This is a genomic window from Bacillus tequilensis KCTC 13622, from assembly GCF_000507145.1.
Lineage (GTDB): Bacteria > Bacillota > Bacilli > Bacillales > Bacillaceae > Bacillus > Bacillus tequilensis.
In genome coordinates, this window is sequence record NZ_AYTO01000008.1 from 76,460 (window position 1) to 95,795 (window position 19,336).

The 19,336-nt window shown below is 47.0% G+C and carries 18 protein-coding genes and 1 other annotated feature; of the genes, 15 read left to right on the forward strand and 3 right to left on the reverse strand.

Features of this window, described 5'->3' with window-relative positions; translation table 11 throughout:
- Nucleotides 1-11: 11 nt before the first annotated feature.
- Nucleotides 12-2,075 carry a beta-galactosidase GanA gene (gene ganA, locus V756_RS0103615; RefSeq protein WP_081719761.1) on the forward strand — a complete coding sequence of 688 codons (2,064 nt, stop codon included), beginning with the start codon at nt 12-14 and terminating at the stop codon, nt 2,073-2,075.
- A 59-nt stretch (nt 2,076-2,134) separates the two neighbouring features.
- Entirely contained in the window at nt 2,135-3,412 is a 1,278-nt protein-coding gene (ganB, locus tag V756_RS0103620) for an arabinogalactan endo-beta-1,4-galactanase (protein WP_024713464.1), read from the forward strand.
- Nucleotides 3,413-3,454: 42 nt separating this feature from the next.
- On the opposite strand, the gene rsbP is transcribed toward ganB, so the two are convergent.
- Together rsbP and rsbQ are read right to left on the reverse strand one after the other, a co-directional pair.
- Nucleotides 3,455-4,666, reverse strand: a complete 1,212-nt coding sequence (gene rsbP, locus V756_RS0103625) for a phosphoserine phosphatase RsbP (RefSeq protein WP_024713465.1) — start codon at nt 4,664-4,666, stop codon at nt 3,455-3,457.
- Between the two features lie 34 nt (nt 4,667-4,700).
- Nucleotides 4,701-5,510, reverse strand: a complete 810-nt coding sequence (rsbQ, locus tag V756_RS0103630; protein WP_024713466.1) for a sigma factor SigB/phosphatase RsbP regulator RsbQ — start codon at nt 5,508-5,510, stop codon at nt 4,701-4,703.
- A 286-nt stretch (nt 5,511-5,796) separates the two neighbouring features.
- On the opposite strand from rsbQ, the gene V756_RS0103635 reads away from it, so the two are divergent.
- From V756_RS0103635 to V756_RS0103685, 11 genes are all read left to right on the forward strand, one after another.
- Complete coding sequence (locus V756_RS0103635) at nt 5,797-6,702, forward strand: ABC transporter ATP-binding protein (protein WP_081719762.1); 906 nt, start codon at nt 5,797-5,799, stop codon at nt 6,700-6,702.
- Complete coding sequence (locus V756_RS0103640) at nt 6,703-7,440, forward strand: ABC transporter permease (RefSeq protein ID WP_024713468.1); 738 nt, start codon at nt 6,703-6,705, stop codon at nt 7,438-7,440.
- A gap of 3 nt (nt 7,441-7,443) precedes the next feature.
- Nucleotides 7,444-8,559, forward strand: a complete 1,116-nt coding sequence (locus V756_RS0103645) for a sensor histidine kinase (protein WP_024713469.1) — start codon at nt 7,444-7,446, stop codon at nt 8,557-8,559.
- A 15-nt stretch (nt 8,560-8,574) separates the two neighbouring features.
- Complete coding sequence (locus V756_RS0103650) at nt 8,575-9,177, forward strand: response regulator transcription factor (RefSeq protein WP_024713470.1); 603 nt, start codon at nt 8,575-8,577, stop codon at nt 9,175-9,177.
- Between the two features lie 118 nt (nt 9,178-9,295).
- Nucleotides 9,296-9,625: a PadR family transcriptional regulator gene (locus V756_RS0103655; RefSeq protein WP_024713471.1), complete on the forward strand. Its 330-nt coding sequence runs from the start codon at nt 9,296-9,298 to the stop codon at nt 9,623-9,625.
- Complete coding sequence (locus V756_RS0103660) at nt 9,622-10,239, forward strand: DUF2812 domain-containing protein (RefSeq protein WP_024713472.1); 618 nt, start codon at nt 9,622-9,624, stop codon at nt 10,237-10,239. Before V756_RS0103655 ends, V756_RS0103660 begins: the two co-directional genes overlap by 4 nt.
- Before the next feature lie 173 nt (nt 10,240-10,412).
- Nucleotides 10,413-11,129 carry a lactate utilization iron-sulfur protein LutA gene (gene lutA, locus V756_RS0103665; protein WP_024713473.1) on the forward strand — a complete coding sequence of 239 codons (717 nt, stop codon included), beginning with the start codon at nt 10,413-10,415 and terminating at the stop codon, nt 11,127-11,129.
- Nucleotides 11,130-11,156: 27 nt separating this feature from the next.
- Complete coding sequence (lutB, locus tag V756_RS0103670; protein ID WP_024713474.1) at nt 11,157-12,596, forward strand: lactate utilization iron-sulfur protein LutB; 1,440 nt, start codon at nt 11,157-11,159, stop codon at nt 12,594-12,596.
- A complete protein-coding gene (gene lutC / locus V756_RS0103675) occupies nt 12,596-13,321 on the forward strand; it encodes a lactate utilization protein LutC (protein ID WP_024713475.1) in 726 nt (241 codons plus the stop codon). Before lutB ends, lutC begins: the two co-directional genes overlap by 1 nt.
- A gap of 105 nt (nt 13,322-13,426) precedes the next feature.
- Complete coding sequence (locus V756_RS0103680; RefSeq protein WP_024713476.1) at nt 13,427-14,461, forward strand: glycosyl hydrolase family 18 protein; 1,035 nt, start codon at nt 13,427-13,429, stop codon at nt 14,459-14,461.
- A 98-nt stretch (nt 14,462-14,559) separates the two neighbouring features.
- Nucleotides 14,560-14,795: a binding site (T-box leader), on the forward strand.
- 70 nt (nt 14,796-14,865) lie between these two features.
- Nucleotides 14,866-16,209, forward strand: coding sequence for an amino acid permease (locus tag V756_RS0103685; protein WP_024713477.1), 1,344 nt, complete (start codon nt 14,866-14,868; stop codon nt 16,207-16,209).
- 45 nt (nt 16,210-16,254) lie between these two features.
- Here V756_RS0103685 and V756_RS0103690 read toward each other — a convergent pair whose 3' ends face one another.
- The gene (locus tag V756_RS0103690) at nt 16,255-17,172 is read right to left on the reverse strand and encodes a DMT family transporter (RefSeq protein WP_024713478.1); all 918 of its coding nucleotides are present in this window, start codon (nt 17,170-17,172) and stop codon (nt 16,255-16,257) included.
- 99 nt (nt 17,173-17,271) lie between these two features.
- Between V756_RS0103690 and V756_RS0103695 the strand changes: the two genes are divergently transcribed.
- Together V756_RS0103695 and V756_RS0103700 are read left to right on the forward strand one after the other, a co-directional pair.
- Nucleotides 17,272-18,150 carry a LysR family transcriptional regulator gene (locus tag V756_RS0103695; RefSeq protein ID WP_024713479.1) on the forward strand — a complete coding sequence of 293 codons (879 nt, stop codon included), beginning with the start codon at nt 17,272-17,274 and terminating at the stop codon, nt 18,148-18,150.
- Nucleotides 18,151-18,311: 161 nt separating this feature from the next.
- The gene (locus V756_RS0103700; protein WP_024713480.1) at nt 18,312-19,322 is read left to right on the forward strand and encodes an LLM class flavin-dependent oxidoreductase; all 1,011 of its coding nucleotides are present in this window, start codon (nt 18,312-18,314) and stop codon (nt 19,320-19,322) included.
- The last annotated feature ends 14 nt before the right edge of the window (nt 19,323-19,336 follow it).

The window sequence follows — 19,336 nt, forward strand, 5'->3', positions numbered from 1 at the left end:
GGGAGGAAAATATGATGTCAAAGCTTGAAAAAAAGCGCGTAACAGAAGCGGAATTTATGCTTCACGGAGGAGACTACAATCCTGATCAGTGGCTTGATCGGCCCGATATTTTAGCCGATGATATCGAGCTGATGAAGCTTTCTCATACGAATACGTTTTCTGTTGGCATTTTTGCGTGGAGCGCGCTTGAGCCGGAGGAGGGCGTGTATCAATTTGGCTGGCTTGATGATATTTTTGAACGGATTCATAGCATAGGCGGACGTGTCATATTGGCAACGCCGAGCGGAGCCCGTCCTGCCTGGCTGTCGCAAACCTATCCCGAAGTGCTGCGTGTCAATGCTGCCCGAGTCAAACAGCTGCACGGCGGAAGGCATAATCACTGCATCACATCAGAGGCCTATCGGGAAAAAACCCGGAACATCAACCGCTTGTTAGCAGAACGATACGGCAACCATCCGGCGCTGTTCATGTGGCATATTTCAAACGAATACGGAGGAGACTGCCATTGCGATCTATGCCAGCATGCTTTCAGGGAGTGGCTGAAATCGAAATATGACAACAGCCTCAAGACGTTGAACCACGCGTGGTGGACTTCGTTTTGGAGCCACACATTTAATGACTGGTCACAAATTGAAAGCCCTTCGCCGATCGGCGAAAATGGCTTGCATGGCCTGAATTTAGATTGGCGCCGGTTTGTCACCGATCAAACGATCTCGTTTTATGAAAATGAAATCATTCCGCTGAAAGAACTGACGCCTCATATCCCTATCACAACAAACTTTATGGCTGACACACCGGATTTGATTCCGTATCAGGGCCTCGACTACAGCAAATTTGCGAAGCATGTCGATGTCATCAGCTGGGACGCCTATCCGGTTTGGCACAATGACTGGGAAAGCACAGCTGATTTGGCGATGAAGGTCGGCTTCATCAATGACCTGTACCGAAGCTTGAAGCAGCAGCCTTTCCTATTAATGGAGTGTACGCCAAGCGCGGTCAATTGGCATGACGTGAACAAGGCGAAGCGCCCGGGCATGAATCTGCTGTCATCCATGCAGATGATCGCCCACGGTTCGGACAGCGTTCTCTATTTCCAATACCGCAAATCACGCGGATCATCAGAAAAATTGCACGGGGCGATTGTGGGGCATGACAATAGCCCGAAGAACCGCGTCTTTCAAGAGGTAGCCAAAGTCGGCAAAACATTAGAACAGCTGTCCGGAGTTGTCGGAACGAAGAGGCCTGCTGAAACCGCTATTTTATATGACTGGGAAAATCACTGGGCGCTCGAGGATGCTCAGGGGTTTGCCAAGGAGACAAAACGTTATGCGCAAACGCTTCAGCAGCATTACCGCACGTTCTGGGAACACGATATCCCTGTCGACGTCATCACGAAAGAACAAGACTTTTCACCATATAAATTGCTGATCGTCCCGATGCTGTACTTAATCAGCGAAGACACCATTTCTCGTTTAAAAGCGTTTACAGCTAACGGCGGTACCTTAGTCATGACATATATCAGCGGGATTGTGAACGAACATGATTTAACGTATATAGGCGGATGGCATCCGGATCTTCAAGCTATTTTCGGAATGGAGCCTCTTGAAACCGACACGCTGTATCCAAAGGATCGAAATGCTGTTAGCTACCGCAGCCAAACATATGAAATGAAGGACTATGCAACCGTGATTGAGTTAAAGACCGCGTCAGCAGAAGCGGTGTATCAAGAAGATTTTTACGCGCGTACGCCAGCGGTGACAAGCCATCAATATCAGCAGGGCAAGGCGTATTTTATCGGCGCGCGTTTGGAAGATCAATTTCATCGGGATTTCTATGAAGGGCTCATCACAGACCTGTCTCTTTCCCCTGTTTTTCCGGTTCGACACGGAAAAGGCGTCTCCGTACAAGCCAGGCAGGATCAGGACCATGATTATGTTTTTATCATGAACTTTACGGAAGAAAAGCAGCTGGTTACGTTTGATCAGAGTGTGAAGGACATGATGACAGGAGATATATTGTCAGGCGACCTGACGATGGAACAATATGAAGTGAGAATAGTCGTAAACACACATTAGGCTGAGGCTCCGCTTGATGCGTGCTGGGCTTTTTTTGAAACCGCGTGAGGGGTGGAATCATGAGAAGCGGATTGAAAATGTTCTTTGCGGCTGCCATCGTATGGAGTGTATTCAGTTCACCTGGATATGCTGCAGCTGTTAAGCAGGAAAAACATGTGCCAGAGGATCTTTCCGTTAAAAAAGCAGAGGGCATGAACAGGGACTTTATTAAAGGGGCAGATGTGTCCAGTGTTATTGCTTTGGAAAACAGCGGTGTCACCTTTTACAACACAAGCGGAAAACGCCAGGACATCTTTACAACCTTAAAACAAGCTGGCGTCAACTATGTTCGCGTCCGCATCTGGAATAACCCGTATGATTCAAGCGGCAATGGGTATGGCGGGGGAAACAATGATGTTCAAAAAGCCATCGAAATCGGAAAAAGAGCGACAGCAAACGGAATGAAGGTGCTGGCCGACTTTCATTATTCTGATTTCTGGGCGGACCCCGCGAAACAGAAGGTGCCTAAAGCGTGGGCGAATCTCAGCTTTGAAGCTAAAAAAGCAAGGCTCTACGAATTTACAAAACAAAGCCTGCAAAGGATGATCGAGGAAGGCGTCAATATCGGCATGGTTCAAGTCGGAAATGAAACGACAGGCGCATTTGCCGGCGAAACCGATTGGACAAAGATGAGCCAATTGTTTAACGAAGGAAGCCGGGCGGTCAGGGAAACAAACCGCGGCATTCTAGTCGCACTGCATTTTACCAATCCTGAAACGGCTGGAAGGTATTCATTTATTGCGGAAACACTCAGCAAAAACAAAGTGGATTATGATGTGTTTGCGAGCTCCTATTATCCTTTCTGGCACGGCACGCTGCAGAATTTGACCTCCGTCCTGAAGGCTGTTGCCGATACATACGGCAAAAAAGTCATGGTAGCGGAGACCTCGTACACATATACCGCTGAAGATGGCGACGGTCATGAAAATACGGCGCCAAAAAGCGGACAGACGCTGCCATATCCAATATCCGTTCAAGGCCAGGCGAATGCGATAAGAGATGTGATGCAGGCCGTAGCGAATACGGGCACGGCAGGACTTGGCGTTTTCTATTGGGAGCCGGCGTGGATTCCGGTCGGGCCGAAAACGCGGGTGGAGAAAAACAAAGTGTTGTGGGAAACATATGGGTCAGGATGGGCCTCCAGTTATGCTGCCGAATACGACCCTGAAGATGCAGGGAAGTGGTACGGGGGAAGTGCTGTGGATAACCAAGCTTTGTTTGATTGTAACGGACACCCGCTTCCTTCCCTGCAGGTGTTTCAATATGTACAGTCAGGCCATATCACGAAAAAACGTTAAAACAAAAGATCCATGAGATGCAGCAAATCTCATGGATCTTTTTTATTTCAAATCAACTAATATAAAACACTCATCATCACTTTTATGCTGGGTTTCTTTATGATGCTGCAGTGATGTAAGAATTTTCTCCTTCAGGCCAGCAATAGGCAAATCGGGATCATCCTTTAATAGATCAAATAAATAACATGAAGCCGTAGGGTCCATCACGCCATCGGTATACAGAAGGAGCCTTCCGCCCTCCGGGTATGAAAGGCTGTTTGATTGAAAGACCGTGTCTTCAAACATCCCGATCGGAGGCGCGGTTGCGTGCAGCGGATGCTGGGTTCCATCGGCGCCCTGCCATAATACCGGCGGGTGCCCTGCGTTAACATAATCCATTCTTTTCCGAGCTGTATCAATTTCGAGATAAATTGCAGTGCAATAATGTCTTGCTTCCTCATCATTTTGAAACAAGCTGTGAAGGTGTCGGTCTAATTCCTTCATGACGTTGACGGGACTGAGGCCTTGCGTGATCTGGCGCTGGAACAAAGGATGCAGAGACATTGTAATCAAAGCCGATGAAATCCCGTGCCCCATCACATCAAGAATAATAATGCCGTAACGATGTTTATCGATTTGATAAAACCCGTATAGGTCACCCGATAACTCACTGGAGGCTTTGTAATAAGCGTCAATTTGAATCTGATCATTTACAATCGGTTCAGTCAATGAGTTTTCCTGAATCTTTCTGGCGAGCTCAAGCTCTCTTTTGGTGCTTAATTTAAATTGCTGATTTTGTTTGTTGATTTCAAGAAGTTCTTCTTGTTTTGCCTTCAGCGTTCCCAAGGCAACTTCTAACTCCGCATTGGCTTTCTGTTTGGCAAGCAAAGCTTCCTGAGCCGCGTTTCTGGCCATCAGCAGCTCATTTTCATATTCATTTCGCTTCCGCATCGGAATCAGAACACAATCGAAGACAGAAGCCCCGCTATCGGCTCTCGCAATCGCATTGACAAGGACGGGGATTTCTTCCCCATTCCTTGCTTTCAGAGACAAGTATATTTCTTCGGTGTGGTGCTCCAGTTTCAAAAGCGGAACAAAATAGAGCTGGTAAAAAAGCTGTGAGGGAACGGTTAAAATCGTATTCATATGCTTGCCGATAATCTGTTCCGGCTCTTCATTCAGAGTCTTTAGCAAGGTACGGTTGACAGCTATCATCAAACCCTCTTCTGACAAAGTGAGGAAACCGCATGGTGCATCATTCAATTGTTTGTCCATTAAGAGGGTCACCTCTATCCCTTTCGTTCCTCTATTACACGTGCACTTTCAAATAATCGCTGATCAGCCGGATCGTCTCTTCAGGATGGCTCATGTGGGGGCAATGCCCGCGGGCCTCCATTTGTTTCAGTCTGCTATAAGGCAGATGCTTATGCACATATTCACCTACTGCTGCCGGTGCGATGATATCATCTGAGCATTGGAGAATAAGAGAGGGAACCGTTACCTTCGAAAGATCCTCCCGGTGGTCAGAAAAAAACGCGGCTTTTGCGAATCGGCGGGCAATCACAGGATCGGTAGAACAAAAACGGCTTTCAAGCTCTTCCTTGATGTCAGGCCGATCTGACTGATTCAGAACCGTTCCCGCAAATACAGTGGCCCAGCCTATGTAATTTTTCTCCATCATCTCCAGCAAGCCAAAGAGCTGCTCCTCTTCAAATCCTCCGTAATACTCAGGCGGATCGTTCAAATAACAAGGAGAAGGGCCGACCATCACCAGATGGGAAAAAAGATCCGGGCGGCGGATGGAAGCAAGCATTCCAATCACAGCTCCGACAGAGTGCCCCACGAATACGGTTTTTTCCAGATCTAAAGCTTCACAAACATCAAGAACATCTTGGGCATAGCCATCAAGTGTCCGGTAACGATTCAGGTCATATGCGTGCAAATCTGAATGTCCCGAACCGACATAATCAAATAAAATGACTTGATGATCTTCTTCGAAGGCCGGCGCCACGGCGCTCCACACGCTTTGATCGCATCCAAAACCAGGTGCAAACATAATAGATGATGTGCCGCTGCCCTTCACCTTCACATGATTTCGTGACAAAATCGCTTCGTTCATGATTGGCTCCTTTCAGCCGGAAAGTAAAATAAAGTCCAGTATGTCTATCATAACACTCGGACTGTTTGAAGAGTGCATCTTTCTATGAAAGTAATAGCAGTTTAAAAGAAAAAGGAACATGCGGCATAGAAAAGCGGTTGAATTGGAAGATGCAGGGGGATGGATGGCCTGGGCGCATGCGGTGAGAAAAAATATGACATTTGTCACTCCATTATCATGACACCCCATACTAACAACAGCTCCTCCGGCATTTTACAATCAATGTAAGCGATCAGGAGGTGCTTATGTGATGAATGAGACAGTATCAGTAAGCAATGTGACAAAACAGTTCCAGCAAAAAACAGCTGTGAACAACATCAGCTTCAGCATGAAAAAAGGAGAAATTGCAGCCATTCTCGGACCGAATGGGGCAGGGAAGACGACCGTCATCTCTATGATATTAGGATTGCTGAAGCCGAGTGGGGGAGAAATCAAATTATTTAACCGGGCTCCGCATGATCAGCAGGTTCGCGAGCAAATAGGCGTGATGCTGCAGGAAGTGAGTGTCATGCCGGGTCTGAAAGTGAATGAAATTCTCGAACTCTTTCGAAGCTATTATCCGAATCCATTGTCCTTGAAAGAACTCGTTTCGTTAACAGCTCTCACAACAGAAGACTTGAAAACAAGGGCAGAAAAATTATCAGGCGGACAAAAACGCCGTTTGAGCTTTGCATTGGCTCTTGTCGGGAACCCGGAGCTGCTGATATTCGATGAACCGACAGTCGGGATGGACACATCATCAAGACATCGGTTCTGGCAGACCATTCATGGACTGGCAGACCAGGGGAAAACAATTATTTTTTCAACTCATTATTTACAGGAAGCAGATGATGCCGCACAGCGAATCTTATTTTTCGCTGACGGACAGCTTGTGGCAGACGGCTCGCCAATGCAGCTCCGCTCAAGGATTCAGAAACAGTCTGTTTCTTTTGCGCTCCGTGCAGAGGAATCGTTGGAAAATCTGTCCCGACACCCGGAAGTAGAGCAAGTCATCCGAGAGCATCAGAGAATCATCATCCAAACATCAAATACAGACAAAGTGTTAGCGCTGATCTTTCAAGAAAACATCCAAGCACGGGATATTCGAATTGAGCATGGAACGCTCGATGAGGCATTTCGCCGGCTGGCTGACGGAAAAAGGGAGGCGATGTGAGTGAACATGCTGCTGAAGCAAAGTGTAGCTGAAATGAAAAGGGTGCTTAGGAATAAGTATTTTGTGCTTTGGTCGCTGATGATGCCGATCGCTTTTTATTATTTCTTTACCAATGTAGTGAATACCAACGTTCCCGACCAACGTGAATGGGAAGCCCATTACTTAATGTCGATGACAGCCTTCAGCGTGATGGGTTCTTCTATCATGACGCTTGGCATCCGCATGGTTCAAGAACGGTCACAAGGCTGGACTGCCTTTATCCGTATTACGCCTCTTCCGGATCATATCTATTTATCAGCTCAGATGATCGGGCAAAGTGTGATTCACGTTTTATCCATTACCGTCATTTTTCTTTTCGGCGCAATTATTAATGACATTGCCTTGTCGCCGTTTGAATGGATCATGAGCGGGCTGTGGATTTTGTTTGGCGCATTGCCGTTTTTAGCGTTAGGCACTCTAATCGGCCTCATGAGAAAAGTAGAAACAGCGGCCGGAATCAGTAATGTGCTTTACATGCTTCTGGCTTTAGGCGGGGGCATGTGGATGCCGGTTGAGGTCATGCCTGACATGATGCAGAACATTGGCCGCTGGCTTCCGTCTTATCATTTCGGGAACGGGGCGTGGGAACTTGTTCGTGGCGGGAGTCCAACATGGAAAAATATTCTGGTTTTAATCGCTTATTTGCTGCTCTTCATGCTACTATCTAAGTATATAAGAAGAAAACAAGAAGCGGTGTAATATATGAAAAAAGCAATATCTATTTTCCCGAAGCAATTCGGGTTTTTCCCTTATATCTTTCTAGTGTATATCATTATGCCGTTCCTCACTTTATTGAAAGAGTCAGGCATCAAACAGCTGATTGGATATAGCATGCTGGTCCTTTTCGTTGCGGCATATCGCCAATTGTTCAGCAGCTTGGGCAGAGGTTCGTTTACATATTGGCTCATCGTGCAAATGGCGGTTATTTTGATATACAGTCTGTTTTATGATATCAGCTATATATACTTAGGTTTTTTCCCGGCAAACTTTGTTGGTTATTACAAAGAGAAAACGAAGTTTAACCGTGCTTTCTGCGGTTTACTCTTCATGCTGCTGCTCCCTTGTCTGTACCGATTATTTGCGGATTCGGTCTCCATTCGGGAGCTGTTCTCTATTCTTCCATTTCAGGTCATCATGCTGATTTCTCCATTCGGAATCCGTTCTATGTTTCGGAGAATAGAGCTTGAAACAAAGCTTGACCAAGCAAACGAACAGATAAAAGAACTCTCCAAAAGGGAGGAGCGCGTTCGAATCGCCCGTGACCTTCATGATACCCTCGGTCATACCCTGTCGCTTCTTACATTAAAAAGCCAGCTCATTCAGCGGCTGGCAGCATCTGATCCAGAGCGGACGAGGCTTGAGGCAAAAGAGATGGAAACAAGCTCGAGAGCCGCACTCAAGCAAGTTCGTGAGTTGGTTTCTGATATGAGAACGGTCACGATGACTGAGGAGCTTGCCAACATTCAGCACATATTAAGAGCGGGGAACATTACCTTTGAGTATGAAGGAGACGATGATTTTACAGCGATATCACCCGTCACGCAAAATATTATCAGCATGTGTATGCGGGAAGCCGTGACCAACATCATCAAGCATAGCAAAGCGACCCACTGCGCCATCAGCATTACTCAGTTTGTTGATAAAATGAGGATTGTGATACGGGATGACGGAAAGGGAGCTGCTAAGGAGAAAACGTTTGGCAATGGTCTGCGGGGCATGGAAGAACGGCTTATGCTTATTGAAGGCGGATTAACGCTTTCGGCTCATAAGGGAACGGCGGTGACGCTGACGATTCCGCTGATTAAAAAAGCAGAATGATGGGAGGACGAAAGAATGATTCGTCTGTTGATTGCTGAGGACCAGCGAATGCTTTTAGGCGCATTGGGGTCTCTGCTTGATTTAGAAGAGGATATGACAGTCATCGGACAGGCATTAAACGGGGAAGAAGCGCTAAAAGCCATTTTGAAGCTGGAGCCGGATGTATGCATCATGGACATTGAAATGCCGGTTCGAAGCGGGCTGGACGTGGCAGAGGCATTAATGCAAAAAGGCTGCGGCAGCAAGGTCATTATTTTAACGACCTTTGCCCGCCCCGGCTATTTTGAACGCGCCGTCAAAGCCGGCGTACACGGCTATCTGCTGAAAGACGGCGAGATTGACGATCTGGCCGCCGCCATCCGGAAGTGTGTAGAGGGAAAACGAGTTTTCAGCCCCGAGCTGACGTTTAACATGATTCGAGACGAAAATCCCCTCACCTTAAGAGAGCGAGAAATTCTCCGGCTGGCGGCATTAGGCAAGACAACAAAGGATATTACGCTGGAGCTCTATTTATCTCAAGGAACTGTCAGAAACTACATATCAGACATCATCCAAAAGCTCAATGCGAAAAATCGGACAGAAGCCGCAAGCATTGCTGAGGAAAAAGGGTGGATTTAATGAAAACCTGGCGATTTAGCCAGGTTTTTTGTATTTGTCTGGTTATTTATGGTTGCATTACTCAGTATCACTGTATATGATAGCATTATACAGTGATACTGAGTATGGAGGCCGTTATATGAATGAAAATAAGCATTTGCCGCTGACTGAGACTGTTTACTATGTTCTTTTATCTTTGTTACATCCTGCTCACGGCTACATCATTATGAAAAATATTGAAGAACTTAGCGGCGGAAGAGTGAAAATGGCGCCCGGAACTCTTTATGGAGCAATCGAAAACTTATTGAAACATCAATTGATTGAGCCCTATCCAAGTGATGATCGCCGCAGAAAAACATATATCATCACTGAATTTGGAAGAAATGTGTTAAGGAAGGACATGGAGAGAATGGAGCAGCTGGTCGGCATAACGAGGCGGAAATTAAATAAAAAGGGGGAGGCCATATGAAGAAATACAGATATTTTATGGACATTGACAGTGAGGAACAATGGCTCAATAAGATGGCATATAAGGGGTGTGAATTAGAAGGGAGAGGGTTGTTATCCTATCGTTTTGCAGATGAAGCATCCTCTGACAACTCTACCATCAGAATTGACTATCGCACATTTACACATCCGGAGGATTTTACTGATTATCGGACTCTTTTTGAAGACAGCGGATGGAAGCATCTTTTCAGTTCACAAGGCCTGCATTATTTTAGAAAAGAGGATGCCAATGCATCAGACGATATTTTTTCTGATACAGAATCAAGAGCCGGAAGATATAAACGCCTGTTGCAATCATACTTTGCACTTTCTTTTCTATTTTTATCCTTCATTTTGATTCTCTATACTACCAAAGCTTTGACTATTGATTTATTTATCCGTCCTCAGAGTTTATATTATACGCCGGGTCTGTGGGATAAGACCGGAGCGGCTTTTATCAGAGCCTTTTTATTTGAAACACCTATTGCACTAATGAGAGGGGGAGCAGGCTGGATTGTTCTCTTTAGCGCTCTTAGCTTCTTTTATTTATTTATGAAAACATATAAAAAGTACAGAAAGTGCCTGTATGGCCAGTGAAAAAGGGTATAGTGCTATGAACGTCTGTCCAGTGAAACAGGCGTTTTTTATTGCGGATGTTTAGAAAAACCTTCCCTTTTATTGTCAGAATAGTGTACGATATTCATAGAGTTATTTTAAGTCAGGTCATCAGATGACCTGATCATATATTGGGGATAAGAGAGGGGTTCATCATGAAAGTCTCACTTTTTGTCACTTGTCTTGTTGATATGTTTCAAACAAATGTCGGAAAAGCAACGGTTGAGCTGCTGGAGCGGCTTGGGTGTGAGGTTGATTTTCCGGAAGGGCAAATTTGCTGCGGGCAGCCGGCTTACAACAGCGGCTATGTCCATGACGCCAAAAAAGCAATGAAACGGATGATCGAAACGTTTGAGGATTCCGAATATGTCGTCAGTCCTTCCGGCTCCTGCACGACAATGTTCAGGGAGTATCCGCACTTGTTTGCGGATGATCCGAAATGGGCAGACAAAGCGCAAAAGCTTGCCGATAAAACGTATGAACTGACGGATTTTATCGTAAATGTCCTTGGGGTCGAGGATGTCGGCGCGACCCTTCATACAAAAGCGACCTTGCATACGTCGTGCCATATGACAAGGCTGCTCGGGGTTCGGGAGGAGCCGATGAAACTTCTGAGCCATGTGAAGGGCTTAGAGTTTACAGCGCTTCCGGGCAAACATAACTGCTGCGGATTTGGAGGAACGTTCTCCGTCAAAATGGCGCAGATTTCTGAGCAGATGGTCGATGAAAAAGTCGCATGTGTTGAGGAAACGGGAGCAGAGGTGCTGATCGGCGCTGACTGCGGCTGTTTGATGAATATCGGGGGACGGCTTGACCGAAAAGACAAGAATGTCAAAGTGATGCACATCGCCGAAGTGCTCAACAGCAGATAAAACTGGATACAGAGGGGGAAAAGGATCATGGCGATGAAAATCGGTACTGACGCTTTTAAAGAGCGGGTATCACAGGGGATTGATAATGAATTTATGAGAGGCGCTGTTTTGGGGGCGCAGGAGCGTCTGCGGACACGGCGCCTTGAAGCGGCAGAAGAGCTGGGAAACTGGGAAGAGTGGCGCTCGCTATCAGAGGAAATCAGGCAGCACGTCCTTGACAACCTCGATTTCTATCTCGGTCAGCTTGCCGAAAATGTGGCGAAAAGAGGCGGGCATGTCTACTTCGCGGAAACATCGGAGGAGGCGTCTTCTTATATTCGCGATGTCATTCAAAAGCAGAACGGGAAGAAAATCGTAAAATCAAAATCTATGGTCACAGAGGAAATCAATCTGAATGAGGTGCTGGAGCAGGAAGGCTGCGAAGTCGTTGAAACTGACCTGGGCGAATATATTTTGCAGATTGATGATCATGATCCGCCGTCACATATCGTAGCGCCCGCCCTTCATAAAAATAAAGAGCAGATACGCGATGTGTTTACAGAAAGGCTCAACTATCAGCATACCGAAAAACCGGAAGAGCTTGTCATGCACGCGCGCGCCATCTTGCGGGAAAAGTTTCTGGAAGCGGATATCGGCATAACCGGCTGCAACTTCGCCATCGCTGACACGGGTTCTGTCAGCCTTGTGACCAATGAAGGAAATGGACGGCTTGTCAGCACCTTGCCGAAAACACAAATCACCGTCATGGGAATGGAGCGGATCGTCCCGTCATTTTCTGAATTTGAAGTGCTTGTCAGCATGCTGACAAGAAGCGCTGTCGGACAGCGGCTGACAAGTTATATTACGGCTTTGACAGGTCCAAAGCTGGAAGAGGAAGCGGACGGGCCGGAGGAATTCCATCTTGTCATTGTTGACAATGGCCGCTCCAACATTCTCGGAACGGAATTCCAATCTGTGCTGCAATGCATCCGCTGTGCCGCCTGTATCAATGTCTGCCCAGTATACCGCCATGTCGGCGGACACTCATACGGCTCCATCTATTCGGGGCCGATCGGAGCAGTTTTATCGCCGTTGCTCGGGGGTTACGACGATTTTAAGGAACTGCCGTATGCGTCTTCACTGTGCGCTGCTTGTACAGAAGCTTGTCCGGTCAAAATTCCGCTGCATGAACTGCTTCTCAAGCATCGCCAGAACATCGTCGAAAAAGAAGGCAAAGCGCCGATCAGTGAAAAGCTTGCGATGAAAGCATTCGGGCTTGGCGCATCCTCTTTGTCGCTTTACAAAATGGGCTCAAAATGGGCACCGGCCGCCATGACGCCTTTTACAGAGGACGACAAAATTTCGAAAGGGCCCGGCCCGCTCAAAAGCTGGACGCAGATCCGCGACTTCCCGGCACCGCATAAATCGAGATTCAGAGACTGGTTTACAGATAGAGAAACAAGTGAACGCACGAAGGAGGAGAAGTGATGACGACGAAGGGAACCATTCAGAATCAGGAGAGCTTTTTAAACCGAATCGCATCACGCCTGGGCCGTGAAAGAAGAACAGGAGGCGTGGCAGTCCCTGAGTGGGCGCACCAGCCGCAGCATCAAACGCTTGCAGGATATTCAGCGGATGACTTAGTCACGGTGCTTAAAAACCATTGTGTCAAAATCCATACAGAGCTGATTGAAACGGATTCAACGGGCCTTTACGATGCCCTGCGCGAGCAAGTCAGCCGTTTTTCAGGAGGCCCTGTCATCATTCCGAAGGACCCCCGCTTTGAAGCATACGGTCTAAAAAGCCTGCTCACCAAGGACTGGCCGAACGATGGCACGCCGGTCTGGGAGTGGGATGCCGCCAAAGGGGAAGAAAATATCAAAAAAGCGGAGCAAGCCAATGTAGGGATTACATTCAGCGAGATCACACTGGCAGAGTCGGGGACAGTTGTCCTCTTTTCCTCGAAAGACATCGGCCGGTCTGTCAGCCTTCTGCCGACGACCTATATTGCGATTGTCCCGAAATCAAGCATCGTGCCGAGAATGACGCAAGCCAGTGATATCATCCGTCAAAACATTGCGGACGGCGTCACTGTTCCTTCATGCATCAACTACATTACCGGACCGAGCAACTCAGCCGACATCGAAATGGATTTAGTCGTCGGGGTGCACGGACCTGTAAAAGCCGCATATATTCTCGTCTCTGACCGCTGATCTCAGAAAGCCCGGCAGCATATGCCGGGTTTTTGCTTGAAAAAACTTTAATTTCTGATATTTTCGCCGATGAGAAGAGTATGGCTTGAATAAGGAGGAAATGCGATGAAAAAGTGGCTGATCGCAGCGATTTCACTGGCGATTGCGATTGTTCTGTTTATGTATTCAAACGCAGAGGCGAAGGCAGCCGGCATGACATTAGGCTACACGACTGGTGATACGGCCTCGTACAATTCTCTTGCGAAATATCATACATACATGAATTCCATCGCCACAGATACGTTTGCGTTTGAAAAAAACGGACATATCATTGGCGATGCCCCAACTAAGCAGCTGACATATGCGAAGAAGACAAAAATCAAGACATGGGCCGTCATTTCTAACTATAATGACGCCATTTCCGATTTTGACGGAGATTTAGCGAGTCGAGTTATGAGTAATAAAACAGCGAAAAAACGTTTCACAGATCAGCTGATAGCACTGGACAAAAAGCACTCATACTACGGTATCAATATCGATTTTGAAGCAGTGAATCCAGAAGACAGATCCAAATATTCACGCTTCATTCAGGATGTTTCACAGGCTTTGAAAAAGAAACAGATCAAAACAATGGTTTCGGTTCCCGCCAAAAGCGCCGATGATCAAAAAGATGACTGGAGCTGGCCGTATGATTATGCGAAAATCGGTAAATATGCGGATTACGTACAAGTCATGACTTACGACGAACACGGCATTTGGGGCGATCCGGGATCAGTGGCGAGCACAAGCTGGATCAAAAGCTCCCTGCAGTTTTCAGTCAAAAAAATCAAAGCCAATAAAGTCATTATGGGAATTCCCGCATACGGCTATGACTGGGATGTCAAAGACGGAAGCGGCAGCGCAGCGAGAGAATGGAATGAACTCAAATCTCTCATCAAAAAGCAGAAAGCAAAGCCGGCATTCCACAAAAAATCAGGTTCGATGACATTTTCCTACCTTGACAAAAAGAAACATAAACATGTCGTGTGGTATGAAAACGAAAAAACCGTTCAAACGAAAAGCCATTTGTCAAAGCTATATAAAATAGCAGGTGTCTCAGTCTATGCATTAGGGAACGAGTCAGAGTCCTTTTGGAAAGCCATTCAAAAAGGGACAAAATAACAGATTCTTTTTTTCTCTGAAGTTATTGACAGGGAAATGAGAAGCACGTATATTATGTTAATATATTCAGATCATAAAATTTAAGTTTTTCAGAAAACTAAAACACATAGATTGGGAGCAGTAAAAGAAAGTGATCAGAACAGAGAGCTGCGGGGTGGTGCGACGCAGCCTGATTCTTCTTTGAACTCGCCCGGGAGTGGTAAGACGGAACGGAATAGATTGAATATTCCCTATGTTTTAACGGCTAACCTTCGTTACAGGTCAAAAGCTGGATTCTTCATGAAGAATCAACAAGAGTGGTACCGCGGTCAGCCAAAGGCTCGTCGTCTCTTTATCTATTAGATGTAGATAGGAGACGGCGGGCTTTTTTTGTTTTTGAAAACGAGAAGGAGAGGTAGAAGAGGATGAAAAAGGACAATCAGACGTTAAAGCGCACGATGACGTCCCGCCATATTATGATGATGGCGCTGGGCGGCGCAATCGGCGCGGGTTTATTTAAAGGGAGCAGCTCGGCGATCGATGTGGCAGGGCCATCTGTCATTATCGCTTACCTGCTTGGCGGAATAATTTTGCTGTTTATTATGCAGGGGCTCGCGGAAATGGCTGTGCGCAACCGTAACGCCAGAACCTTCCGGGACCTTGTCCAGCAGGTGTTAGGGAATTACGCCGCTTATTTTCTGGATTGGATATATTGGAAGATGTGGGTGCTTAATATTGCGGCTGAAGCTGTTGTAGCTGCGATTTTTATTCAATATTGGCTGCCGGGCTGCCCGATTTGGGTGCTGGCATTGGGGATTTCTCTCGTCGTCACGATTGTGAACTTGCTTTCTGTTAAGATCTTCGCCGAAACCGAATATTGGCTGGCCATGATCAAGATTACCGTTATTATTGTCTTTATTATTTTAGGATTATTGCTTTTATTCGTCTCATTCGGTGATCACACAGCTGCCGGATTTTCGAACCTGACAGAGCACGGCGGATTTTTCCCGCACGGCGGCACAGGGCTGATTACGGCAATGCTTGTCGTCATCTACTCTTACGGCGGTACAGAAATTATCGGTGTGACACTTGCCGAAACAAAGAATCCGGAAAAGGTTGTCCCGAAAGCTGTCCGCAGCACACTGACACGGATTGTCGCGTTCTATCTGCTGCCGTTTTTCATCATCGTCAGCCTGATTCCATGGAATCAAGTCAATTCCGTTCCGGAGAGTCCTTTCGTGATGGTCTTTAAAATGGTTGGCATTCCGGGCGCGGATCATATCATGAATGCAGTCATCCTTTTGGCGATCATTTCTTCGATGAACTCAGGTTTATACGGATCATCACGCATTTTATATACACAGGCAACCGACGGAAGACTTCCGAAGATCTTTTCGAAGCTTTCATCGAAAAACGTGCCGATGTTTGCCATTCTGATGTGCACTTCCTCTCTCTATATTGGCGTATTGATTTCTCTGTTCGCAGGGAGCCAAACGTTTAATTACTTAATGGGATCATTGGGGTATACCGTTTTATTCATTTGGCTGATCATCGGGCTCGCCCATTTGAAATCGAGAAAACAGCAAATAGAAACACCGGCTTATTATGTAAAATGGTTCCCGTACACAACATGGTTTGCGGTACTGGCATTACTCGCCATTTTGATCGGGGTCATCATGACAACGTCAATCGTCATTACGCTCATCACTGCGGCGATCTATCTTTTGATTACAGTGGCATATCTGGTCAAAGGACGCAGGTATCAGTAAATAAAATAAAAACCCTCTTGCCGCATTCGGCAAGAGGGTTTCTTATTATTGTGCGGCCTTCTCCTTTACACCGATCGCCGCGGCTTTCTGTGCTTTCGATTTCGAATTCACGAGGCAGATGCTCGTTACAATCAGCAGCAGACCCGCCAAGAGGCTAAGGGTGAGCGGTTCATGCAGGAAAATGGAGCTGGCCATAATCGATATGAGCGGAATCAAAAAAGTGTAGGATGCAACCTTGCTTGCTTCTCCTGAACCGACAAGCGTAAAAAAGACAAGCCAGCCGAGCGCGATAACGAATACAGAGATGAACAGCAGGCTTGTGATAAAAGGAGCTGTCCATTGGATCGCGGAAAAGCTTTCTGTCCAAAAGCCGGATATCAGCAGAAACACGCTTCCGATCGTCAGCTGCAAGGCGACCATCCAAATGGAATCGACACGGCTGCCTGTTTTTTTCATATATACCGTCCCGAGCGCCCAGCTGATTGCGGAGCCGAGAGCGAGCAGAACCCCAATGACAGAAATATGCCCGCCAAAGCCCGCGGCACTAATGACCGCTACACCCGCAAAACCGAGGATCAGCCCGATCACTTTCATCGCAAACATCGATTCGCCGAGCCACAGCCAAGAAAACACACCCATCAGCACCGGCTGAAAGAAGACGATAGCGGAAAACAAGCCGGCTGGAAGATAATTCAGCCCGATCGTTTGCAGACCATAGAATAATGTAATATTTAAAATCGCAGAAACAAGATAAATCGGCCATGTTTCTTTTAAGCGCAATTTATGAATACGCGGCAGTGCGACAATGACTAATAAAAGTCCACCGATCAGCGTCCGGATGCCCGCGAACAACAATGGCGGCGAATAGGCGAGCGCTGCTTTCGACAGCGGCCAATTGACGCCCCACATGATGACGAGAAAGGCGAGCAGGAGCGCTGTCCGCGTTTTTGAGAGCTGGTTCACTTTTCGATCACTCCTTGTAGAACGTTTCCATCATATGATACGGTAGAATATAAGATAAATAAAATGAATCTTTTTTATAAGGAGCATAAGTAAATTGTTATGACCATTACACAATTAAGGGTTTTCGTAAAAATAGCTGAAACGGGGAGCTTTACAAAAGCGGGGCAGGCGCTGAACATGACGCAGCCGGCTGTCAGCCATGCGATTTCTGCCATTGAAGCAGAGCTTGATATGAAGCTGATCATCCGTGATCGCCGCAATGGCCTGATGCTGACCGAGACAGGAAAAAAGGTGCTAGTACACATCAGGGAAGTTTTAAAAGGCGTTGAAAAAGTTGAACAAGTCGCGGCCGCGGAAAAAGGCTTTGAATTGGGAACGATCCATATCGGCACATTCTCAACTGCCTCGGCTTATTTTATGCCGAAGCTGATCAGTGAGTTTAAACAAAAATATCCGAAACTGGAGCTCGTACTGCATGAGGGGACCGTAAATGAAGTCAAGGAGTGGCTTCACACGCGGATGATCGATGTCGGCATTCTTCTGTATCCATCAGAGGGGATGGAGTACATTCATCTGAAAAAAGATAAAATGGCCGTTGTGCTCAGAGACGATCACCCGCTTTGCAGCCGTTCAGCCATTACGCTGAAAGATCTCGATCATGAACCGATAATCGTCTGTGACGGCGGCTATGAATCACCTTTTCACGATATGTTCAGGCAGGCGGGCGCTACGCTGAACGCCGCTTTTACAGTCTATAACATGAACACCTCGATCAATATGATCAGAGAAGGCTTGGGGCTGGCGATTTTATCAGAAATGTCCATGTCGGGCATGCCGCTGCCGGAGCATGTGGTGACGCGGGATCTGGACCCGCAGGTATATCGCGATGTGCAGCTTGCTGTTCCGTCGCTGAAGGAGGCTTCTCTGGCGGCTAAGCTTTTTATTGAGATGGCGCAGGAGCTGTTTGGGGCAGAATAACGGTATGAAACTGTTCGTTTTTATATTGTTCGAATTTCATCGAATCAAATTCTTTTATTCCTGAATGCGGTTGTGTTATGGTGTGAGAGAAGTCCTTTCGATCATGACTTGACAGCTTGAGGCTGTTGTTTACTGATAACACATTTGCAAAGGAGAAAAACATGTCTACTCAACAACGCAAAGATACCTTGCTTTCTGTCTTGAATTTATCTCCTGTTGTTCAGGGAGGAACGATTGCGGAATCATTCCGAAACAGTATGGACTTGGCACGCCGTGCTGAGGAATGGGGCTATCATCGCTACTGGCTTGCTGAGCATCATAATATAGAAGGTGTCGCAAGCTCAGCTACTGCGGTTTTGATCGGCCATATTGCCGGCGGTACAAAAAAAATCCGCGTCGGTTCCGGCGGCATTATGCTTCCAAACCACTCTTCATTGGTGATTGCCGAGCAATTCGGCACGCTGGAAACGCTGTATCCCGGACGGATTGATCTGGGGCTCGGACGTGCGCCGGGAACGGACCAATTGACAGCAAGAGCGCTCCGCAGAAACATTAGCAGCGGTGAAGATTTTCCGGAACAATTAGAGGAACTGCGCCATTACTTTAAACCGTCGGGAAATGTGCGCAATCAAGTCCGCGCCATACCGGGAGAGGGCATAGATGTGCCGATTTGGCTGCTGGGCTCAAGCGGCTTCAGCGCCCGTCTGGCAGGCGAACTTGGCCTTCCGTTTGCGTTCGCGGCCCATTTCTCACCGGCGAATACGGTTCCCGCTTTGGAGCTGTACCGCAACTCCTTTACGCCGTCAGACGTGCTCGACGAACCGTATGCGATGGTCGGCGTCACCATTATCGCGGCAGATACAAACGAGAAAGCGCAGCACCTTGCGACGTCGCATTATCAAAGATTTCTTGACCTTGTGCGCGGCACGCCGAACCAGCTTAAGCCGCCTGTTGAGGACATGGACCAAATTTGGAGCCCGTATGAAAAAGCGATGGTCAATGAGCAGCTGAGCTCCACGATCGTCGGGGGTCCTGAAGAGGTGAAGGCGAAGCTCGAAGACTTTGTCAAAACAACGCAGGCTGATGAAATTATGGTCAACTCAGAAACCTTTGAACATGCAGACAGAATGCGTTCGTTTGAAATCATCGCTGACGTTTGGAAAAACAGATAGCAGCTATAAAAAAA

What these genes read in the sequence shown, in the direction of transcription:
- V756_RS0103655 (WP_024713471.1), top strand. Translation starts at nt 9,296, where the DNA reads ATGAATGAAAATAAGCATTTGCCGCTGACTGAGACTGTTTACTATGTT.
- rsbQ (WP_024713466.1), bottom strand. Translation starts at nt 5,510, where the DNA reads ATGAACGAAGCGATTTTGTCACGAAATCATGTGAAGGTGAAGGGCAGC.
- lutC (WP_024713475.1), top strand. Translation starts at nt 12,596, where the DNA reads ATGACGACGAAGGGAACCATTCAGAATCAGGAGAGCTTTTTAAACCGA.
- V756_RS0103680 (WP_024713476.1), top strand. Translation starts at nt 13,427, where the DNA reads ATGAAAAAGTGGCTGATCGCAGCGATTTCACTGGCGATTGCGATTGTT.
- ganA (WP_081719761.1), top strand. Translation starts at nt 12, where the DNA reads ATGATGTCAAAGCTTGAAAAAAAGCGCGTAACAGAAGCGGAATTTATG.
- V756_RS0103650 (WP_024713470.1), top strand. Translation starts at nt 8,575, where the DNA reads ATGATTCGTCTGTTGATTGCTGAGGACCAGCGAATGCTTTTAGGCGCA.
- V756_RS0103695 (WP_024713479.1), top strand. Translation starts at nt 17,272, where the DNA reads ATGACCATTACACAATTAAGGGTTTTCGTAAAAATAGCTGAAACGGGG.
- V756_RS0103660 (WP_024713472.1), top strand. Translation starts at nt 9,622, where the DNA reads ATGAAGAAATACAGATATTTTATGGACATTGACAGTGAGGAACAATGG.
- lutA (WP_024713473.1), top strand. Translation starts at nt 10,413, where the DNA reads ATGAAAGTCTCACTTTTTGTCACTTGTCTTGTTGATATGTTTCAAACA.
- V756_RS0103700 (WP_024713480.1), top strand. Translation starts at nt 18,312, where the DNA reads ATGTCTACTCAACAACGCAAAGATACCTTGCTTTCTGTCTTGAATTTA.
- lutB (WP_024713474.1), top strand. Translation starts at nt 11,157, where the DNA reads ATGGCGATGAAAATCGGTACTGACGCTTTTAAAGAGCGGGTATCACAG.
- V756_RS0103685 (WP_024713477.1), top strand. Translation starts at nt 14,866, where the DNA reads ATGAAAAAGGACAATCAGACGTTAAAGCGCACGATGACGTCCCGCCAT.
- rsbP (WP_024713465.1), bottom strand. Translation starts at nt 4,666, where the DNA reads ATGGACAAACAATTGAATGATGCACCATGCGGTTTCCTCACTTTGTCA.
- V756_RS0103645 (WP_024713469.1), top strand. Translation starts at nt 7,444, where the DNA reads ATGAAAAAAGCAATATCTATTTTCCCGAAGCAATTCGGGTTTTTCCCT.
- ganB (WP_024713464.1), top strand. Translation starts at nt 2,135, where the DNA reads ATGAGAAGCGGATTGAAAATGTTCTTTGCGGCTGCCATCGTATGGAGT.